We start from the raw sequence: 11,368 nt of genomic DNA, 5'->3' as shown, positions 1-11,368 counted from the left end.
GGGCTTGCCCATTCGATCGCGGCGCGAGCCGGCGTCCTGGGGCTCACCCGCTCGCTCGCCCTCGAATGGGCCAAGGACGGTATCCGGCTCAATTGCATCGGGCCGGGAACGGTTGTCACGGGAGGCCTCGCCAGCGAGGCGGCGCGGCCCATGCTCGAGAAGCTGACCGCGGCGACGCCGATGGGCATCACCACCACGGTCGAGGAGGTCGCGGAACTCGTCGCCTTCCTCGCCTCCCCGGCAGGGCGGCTGATGACCGGCCAGCTCATCCAGATCGACGGCGCCGCCCATCTCGGCGAGGGGCTTCACATGATTGCGGCCTGACCGACCACAAAGCGGCGAAGACGCATCAAGCGCGCGCGCCCTTCAACGGAGGAAACACCCATGACTGCCGATCAACGCGTCCGCCGCCTGCTTCTCGCCCTCATGCTCGCGCTGCCGCTGGGACCGGCGCTGGCGAACTATCCCGAGCGCACCATCAACCTGATTGTGCCCTTTCCCGCCGGCGGCACCACCGACATCGTCGCGCGCATCGTCGCCGAGCAATTGGCCACCGAGTACGGTCGCTCGGTGGTGATCGAGAACCGCGGCGGGGCCAGCACGACGATCGGTGCCCAGGCGGTCGCCAATGCCGAGAAGGACGGCCACACGCTGCTCTTCACCGCGGCCACCACCTTCACGACCAATCCGCACCTGCTGCCGGCGATCAGGTACAAGCTCGAAGACTTCGCGCCGGTGGCGATGGTCGTGAAGGTGCCTTTCGCATTCGTGGTTCGAAAGGGATTTCCGGCTGACGACGTCAAGAGCCTGCGCGACTACGCGCGCGCTCATGCCGGGAAGATCAACAATGCCACCAACGGCGCCGGCAGCACGGTGCACCTGCTGGGCGAACTCGTCGCGCGCGAACTTGGGATCACGGTCGCCCATGTCCATTATCGCGGTGCGGCCCCCGCGATGAACGACATGCTGGCCGGCGTCATCGACACCAATGTCGAGGCGCTCGCCAACGCGACCCAGAACCATGTCGCCGGACAGTACAAGGCGCTCGCCGTGCTCTCGCCGAAGCGGCTTCCGCAATTGCCGGAGGTGCCGACCTTCTCCGAGCTTGGCTACCCGGGAATTGTCGGCGAGAGCTGGTTTGCGGTGTTCGCACCTGCGGGTACGGCGAAGCCGATCATCGAGCAGCTGAACGCCTCGATCTCGCGCATCGTCCGATCCGCGGATTTCCGCCAGCGGATGGAGGCGATCGGCAATGAACCCACTGCGATGACCCCCGACGAACTCGACAGCTATGTCCGGGCCGAGAGCCAAAGGCTCGGCAAGCTCATCAAAGACGCCGGCATCACGATCCAATGACGGACCCAGGCATCATCCATCCGCTCGACGGCATCAAGGTTCTCGACCTCTCCCGCATCCTGGCGGGCCCCTGGTGCACGCAGACCCTGGCCGACCTCGGCGCCGAGGTCTGGAAGATCGAGGAGGCCACGGCCGGCGACGATACCCGCGGCTGGATGCCACCTGAGATCGGCGGGGAGTCGACCTATTTTCAGTGCTGCAACCGCTCGAAGCTCTCGGTGGCGGTAGACCTTCGCGACGCCGCAGGCCGCGAGCAGATCGCACGGCTCGCCGAGGAAGCGGACGTGCTGGTGGAGAACTTCAGGACGGGCGGGCTCGACCGCTTCGGCCTCGGCTACGAACAGCTGAAGGAGCGGAACAGCCGGCTGATCTACTGCTCGATCTCCGGCTATGGGCGCACCGGCCCGCGTGCGGACGAAGCCGGGTACGACTTTGCTATCCAGGCCGAAAGCGGGCTCATGTCGATCACTGGTGAGCCGGAGGGCGCGCCGATGAAGCACGGTGTCGCCATCACCGATCTCGTCACCGGCATGAACGCGACGCAAGCCATCCTCGCCGCGCTGATCGCGCGCGGGAGAACCGGGCGCGGCCAGCACCTCGACATCGCCCTCTTCGATTCCGCCGTGGCTTTGCTCGCCAACGTCGCCTCCGGGCACTTGGCAACGGGCCGTTCGCCCGGCCGGTTCGGCAATGCGCATGCCACCGTCGTCCCCTATCAGCTCTTCGACACGGAAGACGGCGTGCTCGCACTGGCCTGCGGCAACGACCAGCAATTTCGGGCGCTCTGCGGCAAGGTTCTCGCCCGGCCGGAATTGGCAGAGGACGACCGCTACCGCAGCAACCGCAGCCGTGTGCTCAACCGTGGCACGCTGATTCCGACTCTGGCGGCCCTGTTCCGCGCAACGAAAACGGGCGATTGGATCGAGCGCCTGCGAGCAGCGGGCGTTCCTGCCGGTCAAGTCCGGTCGGTTCCGGAGGTTTTTGCAGCGGCGGACACACTCGGACGCGGGCTCGTTCATCAGGTGCCGGATCGGATCCACGGGAGCCTGCGTATGGTGGCTTCGCCGCTGCGCCTGTCCGATACGCCTGTGCGTCTACCCACGGCCCCACCGAGGCTTGGCGAACATACCGCTGAGGTACTCGCCCGCAAAAGCGGTGCCTAACTCGGACTCTGAGACATTTCTCACGGACCCACGCTTCAGCGCGTCGATGTCGAGCCTTGGCACGATCCAAGAGCTTGATGGGCAGATGATCGGGAGTGATATGTCCAGACTGAATCAACACAAAAAACTGCGGTGCAAATGCCGGCGGGACGCGGACATAATCTTGTTCGGGGATTGCCAGCAGGAGACATCCCCGACGTTCAGGCTGCCGCCGCCTCGGCTGCCGCCACCTGCCAGCCCTGCAACGCCCGCCAGTTCGGCTCGAGTTCGGCGAAGCGGCCTAGCCTGAACGTGGAGATGTCGGCAAAGCCGCAGGTGCCGTCGACGACCAGATCGCGAATGGCGCGGCCGCTCGCGGGCGAGAGGCCGAAACCGACGCTCGACAGCGTCGCCACGACGACATTGGGGTGCGTGTCGAGCCTATCGATCACCGGTCGTCCATCGGGCGTGTTCTCGATGACACCGGCCCAGGAGCGGATGATGCGCGCATGGGCTGCCTTGGGCAGCAGCTCGGCAAGCCGCCGGGCCATGGGGCCCATGAGCGGGCTCGTCGGCTTGGCGGGGGCGGCATGGCCCGCGATCTCCAGCCACTCATGCGGCCCGCCGCCATAGGCGAGGTTGCCGCGCAGCGTCTGGCGGCCATAGAGACCGTTTCCATCGACGCCGCCATAGGGCATCAGCGGCAGCGGCTCCGTGACGATCATCTCGCAGCGGGCGGACGCAAGCGGCACCTCCTGCCCGAGCAAGGCCGAGAGCAGGCCCGTCTGAGGCCCGGCGGCGAGCACGACATGGTCGCAGGCGATCAACCCGCGCCCCGTTTCGACGCCGGTGACGCGACCGCCCTGCGTCTTGAAGCCCGAAACCGCGCAATGCTGCATCAGGCGTCCGCCATGATCCTGCAGCGCCCAGGCATAGGCCTGGAGCGTCCGGTGCGGATTGGCGTGTCCGCCGAATCTGTAGAAATAGCCGCCGACCATGGTGTCGCCGGCCAGCGGCACCAGTTCCCTGATCTGCTCGACGTCGAGGACATCCGATGCGAAGCCCTGCCGCGCGGCATTGCGCAGCGCCCGGCCATAGAGCGCCATCTGGGCCTCGCTGGCGGCCAGTCGGATCCGGCCTGGGCTGAACTCGGTGGGATAGCCCAGCAGTTCGTCCATCTGCGGCCAGAGTCGCTGCTCCTCGAGAAAGAGCGGCGAATGATGATGCGAGCAGCCGCCGCCATTGCGGCCCGACGCTTCCCAGCCGATCATGCCCTTCTCGACGACGACGACATCGACGCCCTCGCGCGCCAGCCACCAGCCGGCCGAGAGGCCGGTGACGCCGCCGCCGACGATGACGACAGAGGCTCCCTTGGGTTGTTCCATCGCGTGTTCCACGACCTGCCTCACTCGCTCGCGACGGGACCGGCGGCGTCGTTGCCCGCCACGGTATAGAGCGCCGGAACCTCCCAGAACGGGCGCCATTGCGCGTGCATGCCGAACCAGGTGTCCCAATGCTCGGACTGCTCGGCCGCCTCGGGGATCTGGCCGGCGACCGCGAGCGGCAGAGGTCGAACCGGCGCGCGGTAACTCGCCAGCGGGATCGAGGAGAGCGGCGTGGCCGTGCCCAGCGCCAGCAGGGCCGCAACCTGCTCGCGGCAGCGGCGCCCTTGGCACGGGCCCATCCCGGCCCGCGTCAAACGCTTGACCTGATCGGGATGGGGCGGCGCATCGCCGAGCAGGGCGGAAAGCGACCGGTCGTTGCGGCGTTCGTCCTCCCAGCCGAGATAGCGCGGCGGCCGGATTTCGAGGATCTCGCGCGCCGTGACCTCCTCGCATTGGCAGACATGAAACTCCGCCCGCGCCTCGACCACGCTGGCGCGCACCCAGGCGAGCCGGTAGGCGGAGATATCGCATTCGGGCGTTCTCGGAGGCGCCACTGCAGCTACGACGCGGCCATCATCGACACCACAATCGCGGGCGATGGCCGCGGCCGCGCGACGGCCTTCGGCTTCTGCGATGGCGCGGTCGCGTGTCTTGTCGGGCCAGAGGCCGGCCGCGTCGCCGACCGCGAAGACGTTGCGCAGGCTCGTGCGCTGATCGCCGTCGACGAGCGGTGCATAGCCGCCACGCTCGGGCTGGAAGGCGATCCGGCAGCCCATCGCATCGAGAAGATCGACGACCGGCGTCGCCCCGACCGCCAGCACGATGCCGTCGCAGGCAAGGCTGCGTTCCGGGCCAAGCGCCCTGCCCTGCGCATCGATCGCGCAGACGAAGGCCGCCTCGACATGATCGCGCCCGGTGGCCTCGCGCACAACATGCCGGGTCAGGATGTCCGTGCCGCCCTCCCTCAGGGCCGCGGCGAGATCGGCTGCGCCGACGACCTCCTCGGCCTGCTCGACGATCGCCGCGATGACGTGTCCGGCCTCCCGCAATGCCAACGCCGCCGCGAGCGCCTCTGTCGAGGAGCCGAGCATGATGAGGCGGCGCGGCTCCAGCGCGCCGTAGCGTCGGGCGAGCGCCAGGGCCGCCGTCGCGCCGAGCACGCCAGGCTTCTCCCAGCCGGGGAAGCCGAGGCCCATGTCGCGGCGGCCGGCCGCGACCACGACATGCTGCGCGGCCAGCATCCAGCAGCGTTCGTCGTCGTTGAGACCCGCGACCGTCCCCGGCAGCCAGCCCAGGCTGGGGCCATTGGTGTAGAGGCCCCAGCAGGCGGTGCCGAGCCTGAGATCGACCCCGGCCTCGAAGGCAGCCTCGATCAGCGGCTCGGAAGCAATGAAGGCTTCCATCATGGCATTGCGGTTAAGCGCCTGCCCCGACATGGCCTGCCCGAAATGCAGGGGCACCTCATCGCCCATCGTCTTGAACGAGACGGGATTTTCATCGACGAGAACGACGGACAGGCCGAGTTCGGCCGCCTCGATCGCCGCAGCCAGGCCCGCCGGCCCCGCCCCGATCACCAGGAGCTGGGTGCGCTCGGCGACAGCGAGTTCCCTGCCCGAGACGGATTTCGGATCATGGGGCGGATGCGATGCCATGGCGTGTTTCGCTGCTCCAGGGTGTCGGGCTTCGTCCGCAGGGCGGTGTCTTCAGAGGACCTTGTCGAGGAACGCCCGGGTGCGCTCTTCGCGGGCCGCGCCGAACAGGTCGCCGGGCGGGCCATGCTCGACGATCACGCCGCCATCGGTGAAGTAGACATGATCGGCGACCTCACGGGCGAAGCCCATCTCATGGGTCACCAGGATGCAGGTCATGCCTTCGGCGGCGAGATCCTGGATCGTCACGAGAACCTCCTTCTTGGTCTCGGGATCGAGCGCGGCGGTGACCTCGTCGAAGAGCATGACCTTCGGGTTCATCGCCAGCGAGCGGGCAATCGCGACCCGCTGCTGCTGTCCGCCGGACAATTCGCCCGGATAGGTCGCCAGCTTGTCCGAAAGCCCGACCTTGGCGAGCAGCATGCGCGCCCGCGCCTCGACCTCGGCCTTGTCCTGCTTGAGCACGTGCAGCGGCGCCATCATGACGTTCTGCAGCGCGTTCTTGTGCGGAAAGAGATTGTATTGCTGGAAAACGATGCCGACGTCGCGCCGCAGCGCGAGCTTGTCGAGGGCGGGGTCGTTGACCTCCCGGCCGGCCACCGTGATCGAGCCGCGGCTGATCGGCACCAGCGCATTGATGCAGCGCAGCAGCGTCGACTTGCCCGAGCCCGACGGTCCGATAATGCAGACGGTCTCGCCGCGGCGCACCGTCAAGGCGACGTCCTTCAGCACCCTCAGCGCGCCAAAGGCCTTCTCGACACCCGCGACGACGACGACGGGCTCGCCCAGTTGATGCCGGCTTGCCATGGTCTCAGGCCTTCACGTTGAAGCGGCGCTCGAGGGACAGCGTCGCCCTCGCGATGGGATAGCAATAGGCGAAGAACATCAGCAGCAGCAGGAGGTACATCGGGATCATCAGCTCCGGCCGGCTTTCGGCGACGAGCGCGGCGCGCGTGATTGTCAGCCCGTCCTGGATGCCGACGACCGAGATCAGCGTCGTGGCCATGGTCAGGATCGCGTAGAGGTTCATCCAGGGCGGGATCATGCGCTTGAACGCCTGCGGCAGGATGATCATCCACATCGTTTGTCGACGGTTGAACGCCAGTGATTCCGCCGATTCCCACTGGCCAGACGGAATTGAACGGATGCCGCCGCGCACGATCTCGGAGACATTGGCGGCGACCGGCAGCGCCAGGCCGATGATCGCCTTGATCCAAGCGGGAAAAGCGATGGTCAGGCCCAGGACGTTGAACTCGAAGGGCAGCAGGAACATCGCGTAGAATAGCAGCACCAGCCAGGGCGCGTTGCGGAAGAACTGCGTCAGGCCCCAGGCGGTCCGGCGGACAGGCGCGACGACCGAGACCTGCGCGATGCCGACGAGGACGCCGACCACCGTGCCCAGCGCCATCGACAGGAAGCTGATCAGGATGTTGAACAGGAAGCCCTGGAAGATCAGCGGCGCCCAGCGCAGCAGCACGGTCGCCGCGCTTTCACCGGCGGGCCGCGCCGTCACCTGCGCCAGCGCAAGCGAAGCCCCAAACAGAATGGCAAAACACGCCAGTGTGCCCCCGCCGAGCAGCATTGGTGCCGCGAGCCCCGATGGGGCGATCGCAGCCGGCGCCCGGTAGGGCAGCAACACCGGCAGGTCGGTGGCTGACACCCTCATGTGGAGTAGCCCGGGATGCGCATCGTCTTCTCCCAGCGACCCATCACGAAGACCAGCACCGCCACCAGAAGCACATAAGTCACGAGCAGCACATTCATCATCTCGCGGACATTGAAGCTCTCGGACCAGATCTGCGAGGCGGCGTAGAGCAGTTCGGGCACGCCGATGGCGTAGGCGAGCGTCGTCGTCTTCACCAGATTGATTAGGTTGTTGTTGAGCGCCGGCAGGCAGATGCGAAATGCCAGCGGCAAAACGACGTGAATGTAGAGCTGCAGCCGCGTGTAGCCGAGCGACTCGCCCGCCTCGACCGTCGTCGACGGCACGGCTTCGATGCCGGCGCGAAAGATCTCGACATTGAACGCCCCGGCGAAGAGCGAGAAGGCGATGATCGCCCAGCCGGTGCCCGACACCAGCGGCGAACGCCCGCCAAACCCGTCGGAAACGGTCGGCAACAGCGTCGCCACGGCGAAATAGAAGAAGGACAGCTGCACCAGCGGCGGCGTGTTGCGGAAGAACTGGACGTAGCCGCGCACCAGGATCCGGGCGAGACGGGAGTTGCTCCCTGCCAGCCAGACCCCGAGCAGCCCCAGCGCCAGCGAGGCGATGATCGCGACGACGCAGATATAGCTCGTGGTCCACAGTCCGGTCAGGAAGCGACCCTGGTCGAACGCATCGTAGAACACCGAGAAGTTGAGGCCCTGCGTCTCGTTCAGGCGCTCGAAATAGGCTGCGATCATCGCGGCTCGCCTGTCATGGCCATCGCCCCTTCATCGCGGGCGCGGCGTTGTGGAGTCGCGGACCCACCGCCGAAGCGGCGCGCGAGCGATGGATCCCGGGGCGAGCCCGGGATCACACGGACGTATGGCTGCGGCGCAGCGCGACGATCGCTCAGGACGCGGCTTTCAGCTTCTTGTTGGTCTCGATCAGATAGGGGCTCTGCTTGATGCCCCATTTAGCCTCGAGTTCCAGCAGCTTGCCGCTCTTGTGCCAATCGGTCGACATCTCCTTGAGGAGCTTTCCGAACGGACCGTCCATGTCCTCCAGCCGGATACCGATGGCCCAGAGCTGCGGATCCTCAGACACCAGCGGCATCTCGTAATTGGCCCATTTCGGGTCGCCGCCCGAAAGCGTCGAGACGATCAGCGTGTCGTCGAACAGGAAGGCGACGCAGTTGTTGCCCGCCAGCGCGTTCAGCGCGTCGGGAACGGACGGGAACACGACCAGTTCGGGCGCATACATCTGTGTGACCCGACGGTTGTAATAGGCACCCTGGACGCCGCAGACCTTGCGGCCCTTGAGGTCGTTCCAGGACTTCAAGCCGGCGCTCTTGGGCGCCAGCACATTGGTCGCACCCGCGTAGTAATTCGGCTCGACCATGCCGACAATCTTGCGGCGCTCCGCCGTATCGCCCATCGTCGCCAGCACCATGTCGATGCGGCCCTGCTTGAGGAATTCCATGCGGTTGGCGGCAATAACGGGCAGCATTTCGAGCTTGACGCCGAGCTTGTCCGCGACGGCCTGCGCCAGGTCGATCTCCAGCCCGAGGATCTTTCCCGACGGCTCGAGAAAGCCCCAGGGCTTGTAGTCGTTCTTGACGCCGACGGTCAGGACACCCTTCTCCTTGACCTTCGCGATGGTGTCCTGGGCCAAAGCGGGCAAAGCGGCGAGGCCGGCAGCGCAGGCCAGTGCTACAGCAAGCAAACGTTTCATGGCTGTTCGTTCCCCGTTTTTTGATCGTCCCCTAGAGTTCGCGCGCAGGCCGAAGACGATTTGTCGCATAGCGACGGTTTTTTGACGCTCAACGCCAAACCGGGTCGGCAGACGGCGTGCGTTCCGCGCGCGGTGCGTGGCCGAAGCGGATGCGGTAGGCTCGGGAGAAATGGCTGGCGCTGGCAAAACCGCAGGCGAGCGCGATCTCGAGAACGGACAGCGTGGTCTGGCGCAGCAAATGGCGTGCGCGGTCGAGCCTCAGCCCGAGATAGTGCTCGCCAAGCGAGCGGCCCAGATGCAGACGAAACAACCGTTCGAGCTGGCGCAGCGACACGCCGGCCGTGCGCGCCAACTCGTCCCGGCCGACCGGGTTTTCCAGGCTCTGCTCCATGCGGCCGACGACGCGCAGCAGCGGCGCATGACTGATGCCGAGCCGTTCGCGCAACGGCATGCGCTGCGGCCCGGCACCCTCGCGGACATGCGTCTGGAGGAACCATTCGCTCACGGCGAGCGCGAGTTCGCTGCCATGATCGCGGGCGATGACGGCGTGCATCATGTCGAGCGGGGCCGTGCCGCCGCTGCAGGTCAGGCGGTCGCGATCGATCTCGTAGAGCGAGCGGCGCAGGTCCGAGTCCGGATAGTCTTCCAGGAATGCCGGCGCATGCTCCCAGTGGATAGTGAAGCGGTAGCCGGCCAGCACATTGGCGCGCGCAAGGACGTAAGGCCCGCCAGAGACACCGCCGAGCCTGACGCCGCGCCGCGCGAGTTGCCGCAGCCAGGCGAAGGTCGGTCCATGCTGGAATGCCGCCGGATTGCCGCCAGCGCAGACGACCACATAGTCGAACGGGCCCCCGTCGGCGACGCTGCAGTCGGCCTGGATGCAGACGCCGTTGGACGCCGGGGCGGCCTGCCCGTCGATCGAGACATGGCTCCAGCGATAGAGATCGCGGCCCGAGAGACGGTTGGCGGCGCGCAGCGGCTCGATCGCAGAGGCGTAGGCCAGCAGCGCAAAGTCCGGGATCAGCAGGAAACCGACATGGGTCGGGCCCGTGCTGTCGCTCATGGTCAATCGGGTGTCGCTGGACGTCATGTTGACGAGTCTATGTCCGGCAATCTGCACGGCACAAGGTCGATGTCGCAGCGGGTGTTTCGGAGTCGCGACAGGATGCCTGGGCCCTTGGACCGGAACCGGATCCCGATGCGCTATTCCATCTTTTCCCTGGCGGCGCAGACGCTGAAGGGCCATCGCGGCTGGAAGCCGGCCTGGCGCGACGCCGCACCCAAGCCTGCCTATGACGTTCTGGTGATCGGCGGCGGTGGCCATGGCCTGGCCACGGCCTATTACCTAGCCAGCCAGCACGGCATCACGAATGTCGCGGTGATCGAGAAGGGCTATATCGGCTCGGGCAATGTCGGGCGCAACACCACGATCATCCGCTCGAACTACCTGCTGCCGGGCAACACGCCCTTCTACGAATTGTCGCTCAAGCTTTGGGAGGGGCTGGAGCAGGACATCAACTACAACGCGATGGTCAGCCAGCGCGGCGTGCTGAACCTCTTCCATTCGGACGCGCAACGTGACGCCTTCGCCCGCCGCGGCAATGCGATGCGGCTGGCCGGCGTCGATGCCGACCTGCTGGATCGCGAGCAGGTCCGGGCGATGGTCCCCTTCCTGAACTACGCAGATGGCCGCTTCCCGATTCAGGGTGGGCTTTTGCAGAAGCGCGGCGGCTCGGTGCGCCATGACGCCGTCGCCTGGGGCTATGCCCGCGCGGCCGACCGGCGCGGCGTTGATATCATCCAGAACTGCGAGGTCACGGGGCTCTCGATCGACAACGGTCGGATCACCGGCGTCGAGACGACGCGCGGCCCGATCCGCGCCGGGAAGGTCGCGCTCGCGGTTGCCGGCAACTCCTCGCGGCTCGCCGCCATGGCGGGGATGCGTCTGCCGATCGAGAGCCATGTCCTGCAGGCCTTCGTTTCGGAAGGTCTCAAGCCGCTGATCGACACCGTCGTCACCTATGGCGCCGGGCATTTCTACATCAGCCAGTCCGACAAGGGCGGGCTCGTCTTCGGCGGCGACATCGACGGCTACAACTCCTACGCCCAGCGCGGCAACCTGCCGGTGATCGAGGATGTGATGGAATCGGCCATGGCGCTCTGGCCGGGCCTCGGACGGGTGCGGATGCTGCGGCACTGGGGCGGCATCATGGACATGTCGATGGACGGCTCACCCATCATCGACCACACGCCCGTCGAGGGGCTCTATCTCAACGCCGGGTGGTGCTATGGCGGCTTCAAGGCGACCCCGGCTTCAGGCTTCTGCTTTGCGCATCTGATCGCACGCGACGCGCCCCACGAGGTCGCGACCGCCTACCGGCTCGATCGCTTCGCGACAGGGTATGTCATCGACGAAAAGGGCGCCGGCGCCCAGCCCAACCTGCATTGATCGGGCACAGG

The 11,368-nt window shown here is 66.7% G+C and carries 11 protein-coding genes; 4 read left to right on the top strand and 7 right to left on the bottom strand.

The window, feature by feature from the left end:
* The 3 genes from IP69_RS08910 to IP69_RS08900 form a co-directional block, all read left to right on the top strand.
* Positions 1–324: SDR family oxidoreductase (locus IP69_RS08910; RefSeq protein ID WP_156323360.1), on the top strand; the 324-nt coding region annotated here is incomplete at its 5' end.
* 60 nt (positions 325–384) lie between these two features.
* Complete coding sequence (locus IP69_RS08905) at positions 385–1,356, top strand: tripartite tricarboxylate transporter substrate binding protein (protein ID WP_054142468.1); 972 nt, start codon at positions 385–387, stop codon at positions 1,354–1,356.
* Complete coding sequence (locus IP69_RS08900) at positions 1,353–2,519, top strand: CoA transferase (RefSeq protein ID WP_054142467.1); 1,167 nt, start codon at positions 1,353–1,355, stop codon at positions 2,517–2,519. Before IP69_RS08905 ends, IP69_RS08900 begins: the two co-directional genes overlap by 4 nt.
* A gap of 200 nt (positions 2,520–2,719) precedes the next feature.
* On the opposite strand, the gene IP69_RS08895 is transcribed toward IP69_RS08900, so the two are convergent.
* From IP69_RS08895 to IP69_RS08865, 7 genes are all read right to left on the bottom strand, one after another.
* Entirely contained in the window at positions 2,720–3,883 is a 1,164-nt protein-coding gene (locus IP69_RS08895) for an FAD-binding oxidoreductase (protein ID WP_054142466.1), read from the bottom strand.
* Between the two features lie 20 nt (positions 3,884–3,903).
* Positions 3,904–5,535 (bottom strand): FAD-dependent oxidoreductase, encoded by a 1,632-nt coding sequence (locus tag IP69_RS08890; RefSeq protein WP_054142465.1) that lies wholly within the window; start codon positions 5,533–5,535, stop codon positions 3,904–3,906.
* Between the two features lie 51 nt (positions 5,536–5,586).
* Positions 5,587–6,339 carry an amino acid ABC transporter ATP-binding protein gene (locus IP69_RS08885; protein WP_054142464.1) on the bottom strand — a complete coding sequence of 251 codons (753 nt, stop codon included), beginning with the start codon at positions 6,337–6,339 and terminating at the stop codon, positions 5,587–5,589.
* Between the two features lie 4 nt (positions 6,340–6,343).
* On the bottom strand, positions 6,344–7,198 hold the full coding sequence (locus tag IP69_RS08880) for an amino acid ABC transporter permease (protein ID WP_054142463.1): 855 nt from the start codon (positions 7,196–7,198) through the stop codon (positions 6,344–6,346).
* Positions 7,195–7,935 carry an amino acid ABC transporter permease gene (locus tag IP69_RS08875; protein WP_054142462.1) on the bottom strand — a complete coding sequence of 247 codons (741 nt, stop codon included), beginning with the start codon at positions 7,933–7,935 and terminating at the stop codon, positions 7,195–7,197. Before IP69_RS08875 ends, IP69_RS08880 begins: the two co-directional genes overlap by 4 nt.
* A 151-nt stretch (positions 7,936–8,086) precedes the next feature.
* Positions 8,087–8,908, bottom strand: coding sequence for a transporter substrate-binding domain-containing protein (locus IP69_RS08870; RefSeq protein WP_054142461.1), 822 nt, complete (start codon positions 8,906–8,908; stop codon positions 8,087–8,089).
* An 88-nt stretch (positions 8,909–8,996) separates the two neighbouring features.
* The gene (locus tag IP69_RS08865; RefSeq protein ID WP_054142460.1) at positions 8,997–9,971 is read right to left on the bottom strand and encodes a GlxA family transcriptional regulator; all 975 of its coding nucleotides are present in this window, start codon (positions 9,969–9,971) and stop codon (positions 8,997–8,999) included.
* Between the two features lie 135 nt (positions 9,972–10,106).
* On the opposite strand from IP69_RS08865, the gene IP69_RS08860 reads away from it, so the two are divergent.
* On the top strand, positions 10,107–11,357 hold the full coding sequence (locus tag IP69_RS08860; RefSeq protein ID WP_054142459.1) for a sarcosine oxidase subunit beta family protein: 1,251 nt from the start codon (positions 10,107–10,109) through the stop codon (positions 11,355–11,357).
* Positions 11,358–11,368 lie beyond the last annotated feature (11 nt).

This window comes from Allobosea sp. AAP35, assembly GCF_001295925.1.
Taxonomy (GTDB): domain Bacteria; phylum Pseudomonadota; class Alphaproteobacteria; order Rhizobiales; family Beijerinckiaceae; genus Allobosea.
The sequence above is the reverse complement of the archived record's forward strand: the minus strand, read 5'-3'. Positions and strand labels throughout refer to the sequence as shown.